This is a genomic window from Anaerosporobacter faecicola (genome assembly GCF_012070565.1).
GTDB lineage: Bacteria > Bacillota > Clostridia > Lachnospirales > Lachnospiraceae > Anaerosporobacter > Anaerosporobacter faecicola.
Map to the genome: position 1 here is coordinate 212,379 of NZ_JAAQRO010000022.1, position 22,378 is coordinate 234,756.

Below are 22,378 nucleotides of genomic sequence, written 5' to 3' on the forward strand. Positions count from 1 at the left end.
AAAGCTCTTATTCCTAGCATATATGAAAACATAATGTGTCTCTCTCTTTTTGGTAAACAGGGTATTGAATCACATTCTGTTTCCCAAAAAGTACGCCTTTCAGTTGGTCCTTCACATGAGGTCCTTCAATGTAATCTACCACTCGAATTCGATAGCCACATGGAGAGAATGTATTATTCTCTCCTAACCAGATCAACTGGATATCGCTACGAGAGCGTTTTGCTAATGCTATTGTTTCCAACCCCTCCGTTCCCTCAAAACAGCAAATCATAATATCAAATGCACTTACGACATGTTTCTTCGCAAATGCTTCTTTACTGCTAAATTCCTCAATGACTACAGTATCCTTACCAGATGAATAAAATGATGAAATCATCTGAGATAAGCTTCCCCACTGATTATCATCATGAGTACAAATCGCAATTCTCATATTATGACCTCCTTGGGTTAAAAACGTAACTTTAATTTAACATTTTTTCCATATTAAGTCAAGTACGCCGTAAGCGACTGGTCGTACCTACCTGTTTACTAACAGATCTCTGCGCCAGCTGGCATTTTCTTTTCTGGAACCATTAATGCCAATTCTCCATTTTCATCTTCTGCACAAAGTAACATTCCTTCTGATAATACACCTGCTAATTTAGCTGGCTTTAAGTTCACTAATACCATCACTTTTTTACCAACCATCTCTTCAGCTGTATAATGTGCCTTTATTCCAGAAACGATTTGCTTCACCTGGCTTCCAATCTTTACTTGTGAGCAAAGTAATTTTTTCGATTTTTTCACTTCTTCACATGCAATAATTTCTCCAACCTGGAACTGCATCTTCATGAAATCTTCATACGTAATCTCTTCTTTTGCTTCTATATCAATCACTGGTTCTTCCTCTTTCTCTGGCATTACATCTTTCATTTGGTCTGCTCTTAAGACTTCAACTTTTTCCATTACTTCTGCAAGGTCTAATCTTTGGAATAAGATTTCTGGTGTACTAGTAACCTTATTTCCAGAAGGATATTTTCCATATTCCTTCATATCTTCTAGTGAACGTGTTGTTGTATTCATTTGTTGTAAGATCTTAGCAGAAGTTTCTGGCATAAAGGATTCTAACAAACTTGCTCCGATACAAATGGATTCTACTAAATTATATAATACGGTTTCCAATCTTTCTTTCTTGCTTTCGTCTTTTGCCAAAGCCCAAGGCATGGTTTCGTCGATGTATTTGTTGCAACGTTTAAATAAGGTGAATATTTCTGAAATTGCATCTGCAACACGAAGTTTCTCCATCTTTTCTGCCACTTTATCAGGTGTCTGTAATGCAAGTTTTACCAACTCTTCATCAACAGCTTCTTTCACTCCACGATCCGTTACTACACCATCAAAATATTTGTTTGACATTGAGATTGTACGGTTTACAAGGTTTCCTAATGTATTGGCAAGGTCCGAATTCATACGTTCTACCATAAGTTCCCATGTGATGACACCATCGTTATCAAAAGGCATTTCATGAAGAACAAAATAACGAACCGCATCCACACCAAAGAAATCTACAAGGTCATCTGCGTAGAGCACATTTCCTTTGGATTTACTCATCTTACCATCATTTTGTAACAACCATGGATGACCAAAGATTTGTTTTGGTAATGGAAGATCAAGTGCCATTAACATGATTGGCCAGTAAATCGTATGGAATCGAAGAATATCTTTACCGATCAAATGTAAGTCAGCAGGCCAATACGTTCCAAAGTTTTCTCCGTTGTTTCCATCTACATCATAACCAAGACCTGTAATATAGTTGCTTAATGCATCTAACCATACATAAACTACATGTTTGTTATCAAAATCTACTGGAACTCCCCATTTGAAAGAGGTTCTTGAAACACAAAGGTCTTGTAATCCAGCTAGAATGAAATTGTTCATCATTTCATTCTTTCTTGATTCTGGTTGAATGAATTCCGGATGGCTATTGATATGTTCAATCAGACGATTTGTGTAATTGCTTAATTTAAGGAAGTATGCTTCTTCCTTAGCTGGTTGGCATTCCCTTCCACAGTCTGGACATTTGCCATCTACTAATTGAGATGAAGTGAAGAAAGATTCACAAGGCGTACAATACATTCCTTCATAAAACCCTTTGTAGATATCTCCTTGATCATATAATTTCTTAAAGATCTTCTGTACTTGTTTTTCATGAGGCTCATCTGTTGTACGAACGAATTTGTCATAAGACGTATTCATAAGATCCCAGATTCTTTTGATTTGCCCAGCTACACCATCTACAAATTCTTTTGGTGTAATTCCAGCATCAGCAGCTTTTAATTCAATCTTTTGTCCATGTTCATCGGTACCTGTCTGGAAGTACACATCATATCCTTGCGCTCTTTTAAAACGTGCGATACTGTCCGCTAAAACAATTTCATACGTATTTCCAATGTGTGGCTTACCTGAAGTATAAGCGATAGCCGTTGAGATGTAATAAGGTTTTTTACTCATTTTTATTCCTCCTAGATATAAACATAGTATTACCCATATGTTGTGTTCTTTAACAATGTTGTGTTCTTCTAATCATGATGTTTGATCTTACTACTATAAAAAATACAAGAACAAAGTGCGCATCCCCCGGTTGGTTCTATAATAGGAAAGTCAGAGGACTTCCCTATTATGCTTCGGGTGTCAAAAGCCCTTAGTAAAACTTTCTTTCGTTAATTTGCACAAACACTAGCTAATCTCATGTAATACAGGACATAGTTTGATGAGCAACTGTATGAAGTCGTTGGTACTTTGGCTCTGTACTTTAGAGCCTTATGTACCACTACGAACTTCATCCAAGCGAGAGCGTGTTGCGAGTGAACTATGTCCTGTATTACATGTTAGACAAACTTAATTTGTGCAAATTGACGGAAATCAAAATAAATAAGGGCTTTTGGCACCCGAACCCTATTATATAAAAAAACTCGTCTTTTAAGGGAAATCTACTGATTTCGATTAAAGACGAGTAATGACCCGTGGTACCACTTTAATTCTTCTATTTCTCACAAAATAGAACTTACAAACTGCAAAATACAGTCTTGCATGATAACGGTTGCAGATTCCCGTTGTTCCCTAAAGACCAGTTTCTTACGATCATTCAAGAACAAAGCTCCAAGACCATCTTCCACGTTCTTCCTCTACCTTTTCTCAGCAATCAAGGCTCTCTGTAAGCTTCCCAACATGTACTCTTCTCTTCGTAGCTTTTCATTATTACTTTGTAGTATAGCATCGTACAGAAATATTGTCAAAATAATTTTGCGCCTCCTTTTTATTTACTTTCTTTTGTAAATATATTAAGATGATACAAGGGTCAAAAGGTCACGATATCTGTGAATCGCTGTATCCTGTAGTTTCTAGTATCATATACACTGTGAATGCTAATATAATACTTATAGGGAAAGAACTCCTACAGCAAGTCGATTCATAGGATTAGCATTACAAACATGAATGGAGGTAACTATGAAAATAAGGAAAAAACTGTACCTGGTATTCACTTTTCTTCTCCTTCTATTTGCATTAAACGGATGTAAAAAAGAAGAACGTGCAACACTCGGTCAGACAGAATTTGAAGCATTAACAAATGAGATTTTTTTAGATAATGTACAAAGTGATAGCATAACATTAAATTACACCTTAGCAAATCCTGAAAATTACGGTATTACGAATTTTACACCAACGTTGGGTGAATTTACACTGGATTCCATGAAAGAGAATTTAGCTAAATGTGAAAATTACTCCGCAAGGTTAAAACAAATTAATTATAAGAAATTAACGGATGACCAAAAACTAACCTATGACGTAATGAAGGATTACTACAAAGTAGATAAAAATGCAGAGGATCTACTGCTTTATTATGAAACATTAAGTCCAACCATCGGCTTACAAGCACAACTACCAATATTGTTTGCGGAATATTCTTTTTATGATAAAGAAGATATTGATTCCTATCTGCAATTACTCCCATGTACATATGATTATTTTAAACAGATCATTGAATTCCAGAAGCAAAAATCAGAAGCTGGTCTTTTCATGAGCGACCGTGCTGTTGAGGACATCGTAGAACAATGTGAATCTTTGATTAAAGAGAAAGAGGATAACTTCTTGATATCCGTCTTCAATGACAAGATAAAAGAATTTGATGGATTAACAAAAGAGGAAATCAAAGCTTACAAAGAACAGAATAAAGCAGCTATTTTGGATTACGTAATACCAGCTTACCAGCTATTGATCGATGGTCTTAATGACTTAAAAGGAACAGGCAAAAATGATGGAGGTTTATGTAATTTTCCAAAAGGTAAGGAATACTACGAATCTCTTGTGAAAACAGAAACTGGTTCCGACCGTAGCATCGATGATCTCCTAAAATTGATCGAGAAATACATGAACAAAAACATTGCAAGTATGCAGGCACTTCTTGCCAAAGACCCTACTTTACTTGATAAAGCAAATGATCCTTCCTATCCAATGACTGATCCTGAAAAGATTCTTACGTATCTGCAAGATGCCATCAAAGATCGATTCCCTGATATGGAAAAAGTTAATTACTCCATAAAATATGTTAATAAATCATTGGAAGATTTTATCAGTCCAGCTTTTTATCTAACGCCTGCTATTGATAATTATAAAGAAAACTCCATCTATATTAATGGAAGTGACAAGTATGATCTTTCACAAATCTTCACAACCTTAGCACACGAAGGATATCCTGGCCATCTATTCCAGAATGTATACTATGCACAGCAAAGTCCATCTCCAATCCGTAGTACGATGAATTTTGGTGGATACTCGGAAGGCTGGGCAACCTATGTAGAGATGATTGCATATCATATGTCTGGTATTGATGATTCCTTAGCAACTCTTCTAGAAGAAAACAATGCCGTTATCCTTATGCTCTACGCAAGAGCTGATATTGGAATTAATTACGAAGGTTGGACACGGGAGGATTCTGACAAATACTTAAACAACATGTTAGGTATTACAGATGAAGAAACGTTAGATCAATTCTATATGTCTATGATCGAAGAGCCTGCAAACTACCTTCAATATACCATTGGATACCTTGAGTTTATGGAACTTCGTAGCAAAGCAGAGAAAGAACTTGGAGATCAATTTTCGGAAAAAGACTTCCATGAATTTCTACTAAAAGCAGGTCCTTGTCAATTCTTTGTACTTGACAACTACATGGATCAATGGATTTCTACCATGAAGTAGTAATTCCTTACGCAAATTGAACAATTAAGCTTTACGTCTAGCACTTAATTTGGTAATATAGGATAGCATGTGTATCAATTGCTACCTATAAATACAAATTAAGTGCTTTTTTGTAAATTTTTATTCATTTTTCTACGTTTTTAATAAATAATTATTAATTAATGTTTCTTTTGTTGACATTTACAACAAAAGAAATTATACTTAAGGTGGCATACGATTTGATGTTAATTTATTGTTAAAAAATTAACTGATGCTAAGATGAATAGCGTTTACCTATCCCTCTCTTATGGTTATACATTGTACTTGTTATAAACTCGCATAAATTTAGCAAGACATTCTATCCCATGGGTCTCCATGTGTCGTCATAGCTAATTTATAATATAACAGTGACTATTCGCTACATAAAGAAAGCCACAGAATAGTTACACTAACAATACCTTATAGTATAGGAGGAAATTTTCATGTCAACTAAGGCTTATTATCCAATTAATGAAATTGGAGCAGGAAAAGTTGGTTTCTCAACAACTCGTTCAATCATCGAGGCTGCTTTCTACGGTAATAACGTAGTAAAAGTAAACACTTTAAAAGAAGCTTATGAATTAGCTAAAAACTCTCCAGGAACTGTTGTAACAGATATGCCAGTATACAGAGGTGAAGAATTTGGTCTTGAAAAAGATGCAAAAGTTCTTTTATTCAATGATGGTGCTGTAACTGGACGTTACGCTACTGCTCGTCGTATTGCTGGCGAACCAGGAGTTAACTGTGCTAAATTAGATCGTTTAACAATGGATGCTGTTTATGAATCACGTTGGAAAACAATGTATCATGCAGAAGTATTCGTTGGTCTTGATCCAGAATTCATGGTAAAAGCTCATCTTCTTATTCCAGAAGGCGAAGAAAACATTATGTACAATTGGATGTTAAACTTCCAATACATGTCAGATGAATATGTAAAGATGTACAAAAACTCTAAACCAGTTGGTGATGGAAAAGAAGCTGATATCTATATCTTCTCTGATCCTCAATGGATTCCAGCTGACCGTCCAAACGTTGACCTTACTTGCTTAAGCGATCCTAAATGCTTATGCTACTTCAACACAGAACAAAACTGTGCTTGTATCTTAGGTATGAGATATTTCGGTGAACACAAGAAAGGTACATTAACAATGGCTTGGGCTATTGCTAACAGAAATGGTTACGCTTCTTGTCACGGTGGACAAAAAGAATACTTATTAGATGGCGGAAAGAAATTCGTTGCATCTGTATATGGTTTATCTGGATCAGGTAAATCAACTCTTACTCATGCAAAACATGGCGGAAAATATGAAATCAAAGTTCTTCATGATGATGCCTTCATTATCAATACAGATACTTGTTCATCAATCGCATTAGAGCCTACATATTTTGATAAAACTGCAGACTACCCAACAGGTTGTCCAGATAACCAATACTTATTATCTGCTCAAAACTGTTCTGCTACACTTGATGAAGAAGGAAAAGTTCAATTAGTTACAGAAGATATCAGAAATGGTAACGGACGTGCAATCAAATCTAAATTATGGTCACCAAACCGTGTTGATAAGATTGATGCTCCTGTTAATGCAATCTTCTGGATTATGAAAGACCCTACAATTCCACCAGTAGTAAAATTAAAAGGTGCTTCATTAGCTTCTGTTATGGGTGCTACATTAGCAACTAAGAGATCTTCAGCAGAAAGACTTGCTCCAGGAGCAGATCCAAATGCATTAGTAGTTGTACCATATGCTAACCCATTCAGAACTTACCCACTTGTAAACGACTATGAAAAATTCAAAAAATTAGTTGGTGATAAGAATGTAGATTGTTACATTGTTAACACTGGTGATTTCATGGGCAAGAAAGTTCAACCTAAAGATACATTAGGTGTACTTGAAGCAATCGTAGAAGAAAGAGCTCAATTCAAACAATGGGGTAACTTCTCTGATATCGAAATCATGGATTGGGAAGGATTCGTTCCAGATATGAATGATAAATCTTACACGGATCAATTAAAAGCTCGTATGCAAGATCGTGTAAACTTCGTTGAATCTATGAAAACTGCAAAAGATGGTTATGATGCACTTCCTGAAGATGCATTAGAAGCATTAAAGAAACTTGTTGCTGAATTAAACTAATTCAAATACGTTAAACGAGCGCCGTATACGGCGCTCGTTTTTTTGTTTTATTACTTACCAGAACTTCTTTTCACTTGGACAATAATTTTGTTTTTTTGCTGCCCGAACTTCCACAAAACAACCACACTTTCTGCACATACCATTTTGAAGTTCATCACATTGTTTGCACAAGCTTAGCCTTCTTTGATATTCTTTCTCTTCAGTCTTAATATCCACTGGAAGCAATGCAATGTATTCGTACATATTGGCATAGTACTGATCCTGATCGATTTCAGAAAGAAGACATCGTTTACACATTTTCATTTATTTGATTGAAAGTGCGATAACACTTGCTGCTGGTACCGTAACTACAATTGTATCTTCTTTCATAGAAAAACCGTTGTATACTTTTGGTTCAACCACATCAGCATTGTCAAATGAATTATAAGCATCAATTTCTGCCTGTAAAATTTCAGCAGTACAAGATTTTGCACACTTTGCTGCAAGATGGATTGTTACTTCATAATCCTGTTCCAAATCGCAGTTTGAAATTGTTGCTAAGATGCTTCCATCTTCTTTCATTGAAACAGATTGAGATAACGCAGGAATTGTCGCATTTTCCGCTGTAGTGGTTGCATCAATATAACTATCCAATAAAGTTGCTTCTTGATGATCACGATACATCCGGAAAATGTGGAATGTTGGTGTCTTAATCATCTTATCACCTTCTGTAAGGATTACCGATTGTAGTACATTAACAACTTGTGCAATGTTTGCCATAACAACTCGATCAGAATGTTGATTAAAGATATTCAAATTAATTGAAGCGGTGATTGCATCCCTCATCGTATTTTGTTGGTACAAGAAGCCTGGATTCGTACCTGGTTCTACATCAAACCAATTGCCCCATTCATCTACGATCAAACCGATTTCATGTTCCTGATCATGTTTGCTCATAATCTCACAATGTTTTACGATTAATTCTTCCATCTTGTATGCTTTCTGTAAAGTAGTGAAATACTCATCCTTGCTAAATGCAGTCGCACTACCTTTCTTACTCCACTCGCCTGGTACGGTGTAGTAGTGTAAACTAATGGCTTTGCTAATGCCTTTATTAATCTTTGACATAAGTACATCGGTCCAATGATAATCATCGCTGTTCGGACCACATGCTACTTTATATAATTCATTTCCACTGAAATTTTTGCAAAATTGCTGATATCGACGATATTCTGCTGCATAATAATCTGGTTCCATGTTTCCTCCACAGCCCCAATTTTCATTCCCAATACCAAGATATTTCACTTTCCATGGTTTCTCTCTACCATTTTTCTTTCTTAAATCAGCCATTGGTGAGATCCCATCAAAAGTCATATATTCTACCCATTCTGATAATTCTTGAACGGTTCCACTTCCTAAATTACCTGCTATGTATGGTTCACAACCAATCTGTTCACATAATTCCAGAAATTCATGGGTACCAAAACTATTGTCTTCTGTTACTCCCCCCCAGTTGGTGTTAACCATCTTCTTACGGTCTTCCTTTGGACCAATTCCGTCTTTCCAATGATACTCATCTGCAAAACATCCGCCTGGCCAACGAAGAACAGGTGTCTTGATTTCTTTTAAGGCATCCACAACATCTTTTCGCATACCTTTTACATTTGGTATGGTAGAGTCTTCTCCAACATAGATTCCATCATAGATACATCTTCCCAGATGTTCTGAGAAATGACCATAAATTTCTTTATTAATCTTGCTTTTCCGATTTGCTGCATTCACATAAAGATTTACCTGTTTCATCATATTCCTCCTACAATGTTCAATTTTGTATGTTCCCCATCCTATTCTTTCTTCTGCTCTACTGCCACATTCAGCTTTAGATACGGGAGTTGCAAGGCAACGAAACGATTCATGTATCATACGGTCAAACGATACTTTGCCCCTTACTTCATGATATAAAATTGACAAATGCATTACAATGATTTATTGTATTATAAAACTGAACTATTCTACTTTTTATATAGAAAGAGGGTTATACATGCAAATCCATGGTATCGGCTATCACTATCATCATGATTCAACCTTTCGTATTGATCGTCCCCAAGGTACAGGTGATTATCTACTACTACTCACATTTACACCAACAGTCTTTTGTATAAAGGGTGTAACTACAATTCAGAAAAATCCTTGTGTCATACTCTTTAATAAGAATTCCCCACAGCATTATCGTGCAGACCAGAAACCATACTGCAATGATTTTTTACACTTTGATTTCGATAGCAAAACTGAACTATCCTATGTTTCCTCTATTATTACCTTTGATACAATCTATGAGATTCCTTCCATAGAATTACTTTCTAGGCAGATTCGTGAATTAAGTTTTGAACATTTATCTGCGAACAAAAAAAAAGAGGAGTCAAAGCAATTGATCCTAAAACTTCTGTTCCTAAAAATTGAGGAACAATTAAGTTCAATTGCAAATAACACCCCTTATTCCAGTTACTATCATGAATTACTCTCATTACGTTCTTACATCTATAACACGGTAGAACAAAGACACACCGTAGAAGAATTGGCAGGTAAGTTGGATCTAAGTCCTTCGTATTTTCACACACTTTACAAAAAAACTTTTCACGTTTCCTGTATCCAAGATGTGATCAACAGTAAACTTGAGTTTGCCAAATACCACCTTGACCAAACGAACTATTCTGTCAAAGAAATTGCCACACTTTGTGGTTATGAAAATGATGTACATTTTCTCCGACAATTCAAAAAGTATACAGGATATACCCCGAAACAATATCGACTACGGCTATCTTCTCAAAAATAAGATCATCAAAATCCAGTGCAATAATAAATCGTTTACTTCTTAACCGTTATTTTCGTTGTTACTTTCTTTTTCGAACCATTTGGCAATGTAACGGTTGCTGATACGGTAGCCGTGCCTTTTGCTTTTGCTGTGACCTTACCAGTTTTCGATACTGTTGCTACCTTTGTATTACTGCTTTTCCATTTTACCGTTGCTTTCTCTGGAACAGGTAACGTGATTTTTTTTGTCTTGCTTACTTTTAATGTCGCCTTATTAATCATCTTGATATCGGACAATAACACGCTATAATTCTTTGATGAGATGTTGTACTTAGAAAGTGTCTCCTGATTTTCAAACTTGTCGGTTGCCATATGGTCTTTATCAAAATTACTACTACCTTTTAAAAAGTAATCATAATAAACTCGATTTCCACCAATTGGATCATCCCAAGTTACATCAACGCAATACCACTTTTTGTTGATCTTAACCAAATTCCATGCATGCAACATCTGTGATTCATCTACCGTTCCTAAGCCAGTAACAACCCGGCATGGGACCCCTGCCTCTATTAGCATCTTATAGTAAAGCAATGCATATCCATTACATACTGTACTTTTATTGAACAGCCCATCATATGCACTGAATTTCGTAGATGTCGTATCATAGGACACATGATTAACGAGATAATCATGAATTGCCTTTACTTTACCATACGTGGAAAGACTGCTTATATCCAATGATTTTAAAATTTCTGCGATCTTTGTATCTACTTTTTTCGTTTCCTTTAGTGATTCATAATACTTAAATTTTATAATGAATAAACTTCCATTTGATGATACGGAATAAGACTTTAATAATCCTCGTATATAGTCCGCATCGCTTGATGTATCTTCCTCATCGATTTCATATACTTCCTCAATCAATTCTTCGAATTCATCAAATAATTTATCTCCCGTTGACCCTGTATAGGTTATTGTTACATCATCTTCACGATTTACAATTGCTTCATATAGTTCCCTTACAAATTCATCTCGTGTATTTGTGGTTGTAGCCGTTGCTTTTATAGGATTGATAAGGGAAATACAGATAAGTATACATAAAATAGTTGCCTTTACTCGTCTCATAATCATTCTGCGCTCCTCCTAATCTGTTAGCCTCTTCAAACTTCACGCCTTCTACTATACTATCTTGGTCGAATTTATCCATAAATTTAGTGCGAAGTTTTATAGATATTTACTTATTTTTATTCTTCCGTTCTTTTTTCATGTATTTCTTCCACTTCTTTTTCGTCGATTTGCTGATATTGTGTTCCATAAGGTCTGCTTCCTTATCAGCAACTTCTTCCTCAACTTCTAACACTTCGATTAGAAATCTTCGAATAACTTTATAGGACTCATAGATATTATTAGCAGCTTTCTCGCCTTTTGGCGTCAGATGCAGTGTCCCATAATGTTCATGTACAAGAAACTCCCCTTCCCGTAACGTATTAATTGCTCGATTCACACTTGGTTTGGATAACCCTAGTTGTTTTGCAACATCGGTTACTCTCACCTCTTCCTGTTTCATTCCCAACACATAGATTTGTTTCAAATAATCCTCTTGTGATGCGGTAAGTATATATTTCTCTTTCATTTGTAAACCTCCAGATAACCTGTTATCTGTAACGCATCAGCTATTTATCACTTTGGTAACTTTTAAAAAACTGGTTTAAGCTAGTCAAAGCTTTGACTAACACATTTGTTTCGTGCTCATCCAAACCTTCCATCATTGCGTCAATCATCTTCTCATGAAAATTCTTATGATGTACGTAAGCTTCTCGACCAAGTTCACTCAGTGAGATTAGTACAACTCGTTTATCTTTTTCACTTCTTATACGATCTACATATCCCTTCTTAACAAGGTTGTTAATAGCAATGGTTAATGTTCCAACCGTAACTTTTAAAGCTTTCGCTACAGAAGACATATTTTTTGCTGCTTTGTCTCCAATTGCTTCTATGATATGCATATCATTATTCGTAATATTTTTAAATCGATCCGTAATTATTGCCTTCTGTTCCAATTCCATAATATCATTGAATAAAGAAACTAAGGTTTCATGAAACGTATCGTATGCATCCATAATGACTCCTCATTTCTATATCACTTACGCCGTTCCTCGTAATATTCTACCTGATTGGCATGTGTTATTTAGCTGGAATAACCTCTAACCAATATCCATCCGGATCATTGATAAAATAGATTCCCATCGCTTCATTCTCAAAACATACACAATTCATTTCCCGATGTTTTTTTAATGCTGCATCAAAATCATCAACTTCAAATGCTAAATGGAACTCGTTATCCCCTAAGTTATAAGGACGGTCCCATTCCTTGAGCCATGTTAATTCAAGTAGATGTGACGTGCTCTGGTCACCGAGATACACAAGAATAAAACTGCCATCTTCCGCTTCCATTCTTCTTGTTTCAACTAAACCTAATGCTTCTTTATAGAATGCGATTGATTTATCTAGATCCTTAACATTAAAATTATTATGCGCAAACTTAAACTTCATAAAATACCTCCATATCTTTCAGTCAAACCCACGAGTAACCTTATCTAATACTATCTTAACATAGCTTATCCATGATTTCAAATAATTACGACAAATAAAGAAGTAATCTATATAAGTATTAATTATGACTCTTTTTTAGTTTTTTCCATTGATTTTTATAAAATGCTGTACTATAATGGTATCAGATAAAACATTAATTTGTCTTTTTTAATTAATGCAACCATATGAAAAGCTTAGAGTAATCTAGCTTTTACATACAAATGAATAATATACTTAGGCCCCAAAAAAGCCACAAAAGAACTAAATCACCAAAGAGAACACCTTAATATAAGGTAGAATTTACAAAAGAAAATATGTACAAATGATGAAAGACTACAAATGAAAAGTCTTTACAAAAGAAAATCCTTAAAGTCAGGGAATACCAAAGATAAGGTTGTGCTAACAAGTACAACAACATACAAAAGAAAATCTTTTACAAAAGATAACATTACAAAAGAAAAATGTTGTTTCATTACAACACAAAAAGAATCTTCATGAATGAATTACATGCTTTTGGCACAATGTGTCAGTTCTTGTTTGATTATTCATGAAGATTTTTTCATATATACTTGATTTATCATAATTTTAGGAGCAATAGATCGTCCCGTCTTTTAATTCCTTATATTTTTATGTTTCTGCTAATTTTATGTTCCTCATATCTTTATATTTCTCATATTTTTTATATTTCTCATATTTTTATATTTCTCATATCTTTATATTTCTCATATCTTTATGTTCCTAACATCTGTAGAATCCAATGAACCGGGTTTATTACCTGTAAGTTTTGCAAAAGCTGTGGCATACTCTCCGTCTCAACAAATGTTCCTGCAAGTAGAGATAGCACAATGGCCAACCCTGAACTTAATAAGTTTGCCTGCATTTCACTTTTACACATTCTTACCAACAGCATAGAAAGTCCACTGGATAATAACGCAATTGCTCCAAGTAATTTAAGACTCAACCAAATGGATATTGTAAAATTCGGTATAAAAATCTGCATAAGTCCCAAACAGATTCCACATTGAAAGGCGGTGACTAAAAAAGTATATGCACAATATCCTACATAATATGAATCTTTTCCATTCCCTGCTATTTGATATCTGTCTACCATTCCTCCCTTTTTGTCATTAATATACCCTGCTCCATGTACAGTAGCTAAAACAAGGAATGTAGTGATCAAGAGCCCTACTGCCTGTTGCATCGCTTGTTCCTCTTTGGTTGTTTCCTGTATTGCATTTTTATCTATTGCTTTTTCCACTGTGTTTCCAACCGTTTCCAAATTCCCTACTTCTCTTAAAATTTGATCAATCTGTGCCTGCATCGGTTTATCCAAATCAATATAGAAGTGGTATTTCCCCATGATTTGATACGTTTTCTCATATTCTCTCTGTGCAAGATGGACTTCTACATGATCATACGGTTCAAAGATTTCTTTCATTATTTTTATTTGCTCCTCATTCATACTAGCAGTCCTGCTTTCTAGTATACCGATACGAACAGTATTATTCTTAATTTGTAATGAAACGATCGTAAGAATACTGATCACGATTGGTATTAGAAGCATTAGAATCAAATTTCCCTTCTTCTTTGTCGCCCTAACGATATTATTTTTGATAACCAGGTAAATCCCCATGTATGAACTCCTCCTTTTGAAAGTTTTTCACTGCTAATGCTGTCATGCCAACTCCAACCATTACTAGTATCACAATCAATATACCAATTTCTTTACTTCGGCAATCATATAAGGCCGCAAATACAAAACGATTGATCCACGTAAGCGGGGAGAGATTCTGCAAACTTTGTATTAACCTATCACTTGTACCAAAGGGATAGAAAACACCTGCTGCCACTGCACATAATCCAATTGGTATGTTGATCACATTCTTAAGTACTAAAAAATTCTTCATCCCCGTCCCAATCAGAACACCAATTGAAGCAATGACAAAACTAAGTACACATAATAGCAAAAAAATCAGCCACCAATTTTCGCTACTTGGTATATGCCAAAGCGCACAACATACAAAAAATGTAACGCCGTTACAACAACTAAATATTAAGCTACAGGATAGAATCTTTGCTACTACAATATTTTTTTCATGAATGGGTGCTATAAGATAACGAGAGGCTGTTTTCGCATACGCATCTTCTTTTCCCGCATACGCTGCTGTTATTATTGACATCGTTGCACAAAATGGAATCATTACTAATGCATAATACTGATAGCTTGTGATGGTTTGGGTAAATTGCTTTTTTGTTAACAATCCAAGCAACGCTGTGATAACTAAGGGAAAAATCACATTATACCCAATACTGAATCCATCCCTTACTCTTCGTTTCATTTGAAATATTGTTAATGTCCATAACTCACGCATTATTCCACCTCATCTCTTAACTGTGTTCCCGTAATTGATAAAAATATGGATTCCAAATGATCCATTCCTTGTTCCACGTAACGTTTTTTAAGTGCTTCTTTTTCTTCATCAACTAGAATCTGCCCATGATCCATAATGATTACACGGTTACATAATTCTTCAATTTCTTCAATATAATGAGAGATATAAATTACCGTTGTACCGGCTGCTTGTAAACTACGAATCAGATTCATAATATGATTTCTGGATTGGGGATCAATGCCTACCGTTGGCTCATCCATGATTAAGATCTCGGGGTCATGTACAACCGAGCAGGCGATATTAAGCCTACGCTTCATTCCCCCTGAATACTTGGCTGGCGTCTCTTTTCTTCTCTCCCATAAACCAACAAAACGCAGGACTTCCTCTATCTTTTTCTCTCTCTTCGTTCCGTTTAAACCATACAATGAGGCGAAAAATTGTATATTTTCATATGCACTTAACTCTTCATATAGAGCAATTTCCTGTGGAACAATCCCTAACTTTCTTTTAAATTCTCTTGGATTCTTATGTACGTCTTTTCCATGAAACAGGAGTGTTCCTGCGTCTTTCTGTTCAATTCCTCCTATAATCTTTGTCATTGTACTCTTACCCGCACCATTTGGTCCTAATAGTCCAATCATATCTCCTGCATAGACAGGTATGGTTAATCCCTTTAAGATTTCCTTTCCGTCATAACTTTTTTGTAAATTCTGAATATGAAATAAGCACTCCTTCGTTTGACCATAATTTTTCATTAATTCTTATCCTCCTTATATTGTTATCTAATATTGTTTATCCAACGTTGGATATTATACTTAAAAGCTGATGCCACTTGCACATCAGTAAGTAGCATCTATATAAACTCTTTTAATTTGAGCGTTGCCTTTTTAATTCTTCCAGGATAGAATCCAGATTATCCATTGCTTTGTTTGGATCAACTGCCAACATAGATTTAATCTGCGTTAGATAGTGAATCTTCTCATCTAGTTCAGAATTTCCACCCTGTAGGTTTTCATTATCTGCATCAAATTGCAGAATAAATTGCTTCATTGTATCGCTATCATTGCGATACTTTGTTAGATTTGCCAGCAACTCTTCATGCCATTCAATTTGATTTTCTAGAGATTGAATGGTCATAGCAAACGATAGCTGTACTAGCTTTGTTGCCTTATCTCCTGCTTTTATCTCACTCCAATGTTCCCAATAGGCTTTTTTCTCCTTTAACTCTTTTATATGTCCACGGATGATTCCATTCAATTCCTCCTCAGAAAGAATCGATAACATTGGCTCAATAATGAATTTTGGAGAGCCCGTTGTCTGGATTGGCGTTTGTAGCACATTTTCCATTTCCTTATGCATCTCTTCCATTCCCTGCTTGGTAATTTCATAGATCTTACGTACACGGGACCCCGTCCGTTCTTCTCGCAATACGGCAATACTCTTTTCTTTTTCTAATTTGGTCAAAGCATAATAGATAGACCCTGATTGGATCTTTACCCATTGATCCGTCCCTGATAATTGAATAAACTTCTGGATCTCATATCCATGGGTTGGTTTTATGCTTAGATAGTATAAGATTAACGCTTTTATCACTGCCTCTTCCCCCCTCTCTTAATATGTTCTTTCTGTTCTTGTATTTACATCAAATACTCAACGTTGAGTATATTATATATCCAACGTTGATTATTGTCAATTCTTTTGTAGTATTTTTTCCATTTTCTTTTTCTTTTACGGTTAGGGGGTCAAAAGCCCTTTTACCTTTTACTAACATAATGCCTATGTACATAGTCCTTATCTTTGAAGCTCCTTACTTTTGGAGTCCATAATTTTTATTTCATCTATTTTCTTCCTATGCTATACTAGGGAAAGCGATATGTACATAGGAGGTTTTCACTTGAATCACAAATATCAAAAAACTATTTATGCTTGTTTTATGGGTTATGTCGTACAAGCAATTGTTAATAACTTTATTCCTCTACTTTTTTTAACTTTTCAATCCAGTTATGATATCACACTCTCAAAGATTACCTTTCTAGTAACGGTGAATTTTGGGCTACAATTATTGGTGGATCTGCTTTCCATACGTTTTATTGATCGCATTGGATATCGCACCTCCGCCTTACTTGCCCATATATTTGCCGCGTCTGGACTGCTATTACTAACCATTCTCCCAGAATGCACTCCCGATCCCTATATAGGTATCTTTTTGTCCGTCATGGTCTATGCTGTCGGTGGTGGTCTTTTGGAAGTACTGATTAGTCCAATCGTAGAGGCGTGTCCGACCGACAATAAGGAAAAGGCAATGAGCCTACTCCATTCCTTCTATTGTTGGGGACATGTAGGCGTTGTCTTGCTCTCTACCATATTCTTCACTTTATTTGGCATAGAACATTGGAAGTTCCTAGCGATATTTTGGGCACTGATTCCACTTCTTAATGCTTTGGCATTTACCAGAGTTCCTATTGCACCACTTTTAGAGGAAGGACAAAAAGGACTTTCCTTACACGAATTAGTGAGAAAGAAAGTCTTTTGGGTATTGGTCTTATTGATGGTCTGTGCAGGCGCTAGTGAACAAGCAGTCAGCCAATGGGCATCTACCTTTGCCGAAAAAGGGTTACACGTCAGTAAAAGTATTGGCGATCTCACTGGGCCTATGCTCTTTGCTATACTCATGGGCACCTCACGAGCAATCTACGGAAAATATGGAGATAAGATCAACCTAAAACGATTTATGCTGTACAGCTGCATTGCTTGTATCTTATCATATCTGCTGATTTCCCTGTCTACCAATCCGTTCCTTGGTTTGATTGGATGTGGACTGACTGGTTTCTCCGTTGGAATCCTATGGCCAGGTTCCTTCAGTATTGCCTCTGCTACATTACGGGGTGGCGGAACTGCCATGTTTGCTATACTAGCACTTGCAGGTGACCTAGGATGCTCTAGTGGTCCCACTTATGTTGGCCTTGTATCAAGTGCCTTCTCCGATAATTTGAAAGCTGGAATCCTTGCGGCAATCCTTTTCCCTCTTTTATTAATCGTAGGAATCCTACTGCTTAGACCTCGTTGGAAATCGAAATAAAGAAATCCTTTGCATCAGATAGAAATGTCTGCACATTTTCTTCTGTATGCGCTGCGGATAAGAAAATCGCTTCAAACTGACTCGGTCCGATATAATGCCCTTTGTTAAGCATATGTGTAAAATACTTGGCAAACAGAGCTGTATCGGACCTTTTTGCTGTTTCATAATCCATAACCGGCTGTTTTGTGAAGAATAGACAACTTAAGGAACCAACTCCATTTACAACGGCTGGAATCTTGTATGTCTCAATTAAATCTTGTAATCCATTTCTTAATTGTTCTCCTAGTTCATCTAGTTTCCTATAAACTTCTGGTCGCTCCCTTAGAATTCGTAGTTGCGTAATCCCTGCATGCATTGCCACTGGATTTCCACTTAGTGTCCCTGCTTGATAGACGGTGCCAACTGGAGATACTATTTTCATAATCTCTTTCCGTCCTCCATAGGCACCCACAGGCATTCCACCACCGATAATTTTTCCATACGTGATTAAATCGGGCTGAATACCAAAATAACCAGATGCACCGGCAATTCCCAATCGAAATCCTGTAATGACCTCGTCAAAGATCAATAGGCAGCCTTCTTTCGTACATATTTCACGAAGGCCCTGTAAGAATCCCTCCTTTGGTAGAACAACTCCCATATTGGCAGCAACCGGTTCTACGATCACACAGGCAACCTCTCCTTTGTGTTCCTGCATCAATGTTTCCACACTCATAAGGTCGTTGTAGATTGCGGTTAGGGTATCCTCCGCACAACCAATCGGAACACCTGCACTATCTGGAACTCCCGAAGTCATGACACCAGAACCTGCTTTTACTAACATTGCATCCGCATGACCATGATAACATCCTGCAAACTTAATCACTTTATTACGTTTTGTAAAACCTCTTGCCACACGGATGGCGCTCATTACTGCTTCTGTGCCCGAATTAACCATTCGAATCATGTCGATGGAAGGAACCAGCTCACAAATCAGTTGTGCCATCTCTACTTCAATCTCCGTTGCAGCTCCAAAACTCAATCCATTCTCGATTGCCTTCTGCACGGCCTCCTGTACTTGCTCATTCTGATGTCCAAGGATCATTGGCCCCCATGACCCGATATAATCAATATAGCGATTCCCGTCCACATCATAGAGGTATTGTTGCTTTGCCTTTTCAATAAACCGAGGGCTTCCCCCTACTGCCTGAAATGCACGAACAGGACTATTGACACCTCCAGGAATAACGTCCACTGCTTTTGCAAATAATTGTTCCGATCTTGTTGTGTTCATTCCTTAATCAATTCCTTTCTCTATACTTTTTCTACTCTTTGTTTGCGCTTTCTCTATGCTTACTCTACGTTTTCTCTATGTTTATCCAATTCTACCTTCTGTAATATAGCCAGCAATTTCTTTTGCATAATAGGAAATCAAAATATCCGCACCAGCTCGGAACATGCTTACTGCCGATTCACTTACAACAGCAGCTTCATCTATATACCCAGCCATTGCTGCTGCCTTCATCATGGAGTATTCCCCGCTTACACTATACACGGCACATGGAACGGGGAAACGGTCTGCGATCTCTCGTACAATGTCAAGATAGGCTAATCCTGGTTTTACCATTATTATGTCAGCACCTTCTGCAAGATCCAGCTCTGCTTCCTTGATTGCTTCTCTTCGATTATGAAAATCCATCTGGTATGTCTTGCGATCCCCAAATGCAGGTGCAGAACCCGCTGCATCACGGAATGGACCATAAAAGGCAGACGAATATTTGACTGCATAGGACATAATTGGTGTATTCACATAACCCGACTTGTCTAACAGATTACGAATCGCAAGAATTCTACCATCCATCATATCCGATGGCGCAACCATATCTGCCCCCGCTTGTACATGAGAAAGAGCAGTTTTGGCTAACACTTCAAGCGTACTATCATTATCTACATTCTGACCATGTAATAAACCACAATGTCCATGTGAAGTATATTCACATAAGCAAACATCAGTAATAAGATATAAGTCAGGGAATTCTTTCTTGGCAAGTTCAACTGCTTTCTGGACAATACCATCATCAGCCCAAGCTCCACTTCCACAAGCATCTTTCTCCTTTGGAATCCCAAAGAATAATACACCTCGAACTCCCGACTTCTGAACCTTCTCTAATTCATAAGCTAACGTATCAAGACTGTAACGATATTGGCCTGGCATAGAAGGAATCTCTTCTTTAATCTGATTTCCTTCCTTAACAAACACAGGATAGATTAATCCATTCTTAGAAACCCTTGTCTCTCTAACCATATCCCGAAGTGCTTGTTTCCCTCTTAGTCTTCTTGGTCTACTCAATAAATCCATTCTTATCGCCTTCTCTTTCTATGCTTAATTACTCAATCATCGCAGTTCAATTGCTGCCCTGAAGGGTTGGCAAAAAGCCATTAAAAAGGTGCAAAACTCCTCGCATTCTCGTCAAACAGTTGCACTTTAAAAACGCCTTTATATGATAGGTTTTGGCAGCAATTGAGCTGCGAAGTTTGAGTTAATTACCTATATTTAACTCTTCTAGTGTTTCAATCATGCTATCAATGGTTGCTGCTTTTGAGACTACAACATTCATATTGTACTTTTTTGCCACTGCGGCTGTCTGCTCTCCAATACAGATTGCATTCACCCTTGTATAATCAAGTTCTTTTTGACAAGCTATGAAAGCCGTCACGCTGGAAGCACTTGTAAATGTTACATAGTCAATCAACTGATTCTCTATTCCCTCTTTAACACGATTAGAAAGTTCATCGTCCAACTCATATTCCGTGCAATATACAGCAACATCGTTATATGCAACTTTATTATTCGACAATACTTCGCAAATATCCTCTGTCCCATTCCGTGCACGATAAAGTGTAACATTGGAATTCTTTGAAAGTAGCGGAATTAAACCTTTACCCAATGCCTCTCCACAATATGTATCTGGCATATAATCCGCTTCGATACCATGGTTACGTAATTCTTTCCTTGTAGCATCTCCAATCACTGCAAAACTTACATTCTTACAATATAACACTCGAATATCTAGCTGGCAAGAAGCAAGTAACAAGAAGAAACTCTCAACACCTTTAGGACTTGTGAAAACAATCCATTCCTGTGTGTCTTGTAATTGCCTATCTTGTTGTTGCCAATCTACTTGTGTCTTCTCATATTCTTCCATCAAAGCGGCACGCTCAAGACGTTGCCTAATACCTTCAATACTTTCTTTGAATGTCTTCCTAACTTCCTCTTCTTCTAATGTTCTTGTGCTAATTGCTGGCATCTCTATTACATGCGCACCTAGGTTGCGTAACTTCTTTGTTAACGAAGAAGCCTTCTGTCTCGGCCTCGTCACAACAATCTGCAAACCAGATAAAACCTGCTTCTCTACCCATGCGAAGGAATCTGCTAAACCACACACCTCACCTACCACTATAATTGCTGGAGTCTGAACCTTTGCTTTATCCGCTTCTATCTTTAAAGTACCCACTGTCGCAATTACTCTTCTTTGTTTTGCACTTGTTCCTTTCTCTAGTACTGCCGCTTTCGTATCCGGATCCATTCCCGCTGCCATGAGAGAGTTACAAATCTCTTCTAGTACACCAATTCCCATTAGGAATATAAGTGTAGCATTCATCTTAACAAGAGCATCATATTGGATTCTTGACTCTCGACCTTTTCGTGTATGCCCTGTAATAATGTGAACGGAAGATGAATAATCGCGATGAGTAACGGGTATTCCTGCATATGCAGGCACAGAAACCGCAGAAGTAATACCAGGCACAATCTCGTAAGGAATATCCCTCTCTACAAGCAGTTCTAATTCCTCACCACCACGTCCGAATACAAAAGGATCTCCACCCTTTAGTCTTACCACTCTCTTACCAGCCAATGCTTCCTCTAATAGAATACGATTCGTATCTTCTTGTTTTACAAGATGATTATTCGCACGCTTTCCAACATTAATCTTCTTAGCAGTTTTCGGTATAAGTGCTGCAATCTCATCGCTAACTAGCGCATCATATACAACTACTTGTGCTTCTTGCAATACTTCAAATCCTTTTAATGTCAGTAACCCGATATCTCCTGGACCTGCACCTACAAGCCATACTTTTCCTTGCTCCATGAT

At 36.8% G+C, this 22,378-nt stretch carries 19 protein-coding genes and 1 other annotated feature; of the genes, 4 read left to right on the forward strand and 15 right to left on the reverse strand.

All coding sequences use genetic code 11. The features are described 5' to 3' along the window. Positions 1 to 13: 13 nt before the first annotated feature. Both HBB17_RS09110 and metG read right to left on the reverse strand, forming a co-directional pair. Positions 14 to 430, reverse strand: a complete 417-nt coding sequence (locus HBB17_RS09110) for a hypothetical protein (RefSeq protein ID WP_167957164.1) — start codon at positions 428 to 430, stop codon at positions 14 to 16. 98 nt (positions 431 to 528) lie between these two features. Then, complete coding sequence (gene metG, locus HBB17_RS09115) at positions 529 to 2,490, reverse strand: methionine--tRNA ligase (protein ID WP_167957165.1); 1,962 nt, start codon at positions 2,488 to 2,490, stop codon at positions 529 to 531. A 491-nt stretch (positions 2,491 to 2,981) separates the two neighbouring features. Beyond that, positions 2,982 to 3,234, reverse strand: a binding site (T-box leader). A 252-nt stretch (positions 3,235 to 3,486) separates the two neighbouring features. Between metG and HBB17_RS09120 the strand changes: the two genes are divergently transcribed. Beyond that, on the forward strand, positions 3,487 to 5,238 hold the full coding sequence (locus HBB17_RS09120; protein WP_167957166.1) for a DUF885 domain-containing protein: 1,752 nt from the start codon (positions 3,487 to 3,489) through the stop codon (positions 5,236 to 5,238). Between the two features lie 461 nt (positions 5,239 to 5,699). After that, complete coding sequence (locus tag HBB17_RS09125) at positions 5,700 to 7,391, forward strand: phosphoenolpyruvate carboxykinase (ATP) (RefSeq protein WP_167957167.1); 1,692 nt, start codon at positions 5,700 to 5,702, stop codon at positions 7,389 to 7,391. A 54-nt stretch (positions 7,392 to 7,445) separates the two neighbouring features. Here the strand turns inward: HBB17_RS09125 and HBB17_RS09130 are convergent, their stop codons facing one another. Together HBB17_RS09130 and HBB17_RS09135 are read right to left on the reverse strand one after the other, a co-directional pair. Continuing rightward, the gene (locus HBB17_RS09130) at positions 7,446 to 7,694 is read right to left on the reverse strand and encodes a DUF6171 family protein (protein ID WP_167957168.1); all 249 of its coding nucleotides are present in this window, start codon (positions 7,692 to 7,694) and stop codon (positions 7,446 to 7,448) included. Further along, the gene (locus HBB17_RS09135; RefSeq protein WP_330588197.1) at positions 7,695 to 9,176 is read right to left on the reverse strand and encodes an alpha-N-arabinofuranosidase; all 1,482 of its coding nucleotides are present in this window, start codon (positions 9,174 to 9,176) and stop codon (positions 7,695 to 7,697) included. 235 nt (positions 9,177 to 9,411) lie between these two features. Here HBB17_RS09135 and HBB17_RS09140 point away from each other — a divergent pair, with 235 nt between their 5' ends. After that, the gene (locus HBB17_RS09140) at positions 9,412 to 10,203 is read left to right on the forward strand and encodes an AraC family transcriptional regulator (RefSeq protein WP_167957169.1); all 792 of its coding nucleotides are present in this window, start codon (positions 9,412 to 9,414) and stop codon (positions 10,201 to 10,203) included. A 32-nt stretch (positions 10,204 to 10,235) separates the two neighbouring features. On the opposite strand, the gene HBB17_RS20345 is transcribed toward HBB17_RS09140, so the two are convergent. From HBB17_RS20345 to HBB17_RS09180, 8 genes are all read right to left on the reverse strand, one after another. Then, on the reverse strand, positions 10,236 to 11,312 hold the full coding sequence (locus tag HBB17_RS20345) for a transglutaminase domain-containing protein (RefSeq protein ID WP_207717337.1): 1,077 nt from the start codon (positions 11,310 to 11,312) through the stop codon (positions 10,236 to 10,238). Positions 11,313 to 11,415: 103 nt separating this feature from the next. Beyond that, complete coding sequence (locus tag HBB17_RS09150) at positions 11,416 to 11,814, reverse strand: metal-dependent transcriptional regulator (protein ID WP_167957170.1); 399 nt, start codon at positions 11,812 to 11,814, stop codon at positions 11,416 to 11,418. A gap of 40 nt (positions 11,815 to 11,854) precedes the next feature. Beyond that, positions 11,855 to 12,301 (reverse strand): MarR family winged helix-turn-helix transcriptional regulator, encoded by a 447-nt coding sequence (locus tag HBB17_RS09155; RefSeq protein WP_167957171.1) that lies wholly within the window; start codon positions 12,299 to 12,301, stop codon positions 11,855 to 11,857. A gap of 64 nt (positions 12,302 to 12,365) precedes the next feature. After that, entirely contained in the window at positions 12,366 to 12,734 is a 369-nt protein-coding gene (locus tag HBB17_RS09160) for a VOC family protein (RefSeq protein WP_167957172.1), read from the reverse strand. Positions 12,735 to 13,503: 769 nt separating this feature from the next. Next, positions 13,504 to 14,406, reverse strand: coding sequence for an ABC transporter permease (locus HBB17_RS09165; protein ID WP_167957173.1), 903 nt, complete (start codon positions 14,404 to 14,406; stop codon positions 13,504 to 13,506). After that, positions 14,378 to 15,145: an ABC transporter permease gene (locus tag HBB17_RS09170; protein WP_167957174.1), complete on the reverse strand. Its 768-nt coding sequence runs from the start codon at positions 15,143 to 15,145 to the stop codon at positions 14,378 to 14,380. The genes HBB17_RS09165 and HBB17_RS09170 overlap by 29 nt, the downstream gene beginning before the upstream one ends. Continuing rightward, positions 15,145 to 15,921 (reverse strand): ABC transporter ATP-binding protein, encoded by a 777-nt coding sequence (locus HBB17_RS09175; protein WP_167957175.1) that lies wholly within the window; start codon positions 15,919 to 15,921, stop codon positions 15,145 to 15,147. Before HBB17_RS09175 ends, HBB17_RS09170 begins: the two co-directional genes overlap by 1 nt. Before the next feature lie 112 nt (positions 15,922 to 16,033). Further along, complete coding sequence (locus tag HBB17_RS09180) at positions 16,034 to 16,759, reverse strand: PadR family transcriptional regulator (RefSeq protein ID WP_167957176.1); 726 nt, start codon at positions 16,757 to 16,759, stop codon at positions 16,034 to 16,036. 301 nt (positions 16,760 to 17,060) lie between these two features. Here HBB17_RS09180 and HBB17_RS09185 point away from each other — a divergent pair, with 301 nt between their 5' ends. Next, complete coding sequence (locus HBB17_RS09185; protein ID WP_167957177.1) at positions 17,061 to 18,245, forward strand: MFS transporter; 1,185 nt, start codon at positions 17,061 to 17,063, stop codon at positions 18,243 to 18,245. On the opposite strand, the gene hemL is transcribed toward HBB17_RS09185, so the two are convergent. The 3 genes from hemL to cobA all read right to left on the reverse strand — a co-directional run bounded on the left by hemL (position 18,220) and on the right by cobA (position 22,375). After that, positions 18,220 to 19,518 carry a glutamate-1-semialdehyde 2,1-aminomutase gene (hemL, locus tag HBB17_RS09190; RefSeq protein WP_167957178.1) on the reverse strand — a complete coding sequence of 433 codons (1,299 nt, stop codon included), beginning with the start codon at positions 19,516 to 19,518 and terminating at the stop codon, positions 18,220 to 18,222. The two genes, HBB17_RS09185 and hemL, sit on opposite strands and share 26 nt — an antisense overlap. A gap of 81 nt (positions 19,519 to 19,599) precedes the next feature. Beyond that, a complete protein-coding gene (gene hemB, locus HBB17_RS09195; protein WP_167957179.1) occupies positions 19,600 to 20,583 on the reverse strand; it encodes a porphobilinogen synthase in 984 nt (327 codons plus the stop codon). A gap of 181 nt (positions 20,584 to 20,764) precedes the next feature. After that, positions 20,765 to 22,375, reverse strand: a complete 1,611-nt coding sequence (gene cobA, locus HBB17_RS09200; RefSeq protein WP_167957180.1) for a uroporphyrinogen-III C-methyltransferase — start codon at positions 22,373 to 22,375, stop codon at positions 20,765 to 20,767. Positions 22,376 to 22,378 lie beyond the last annotated feature (3 nt).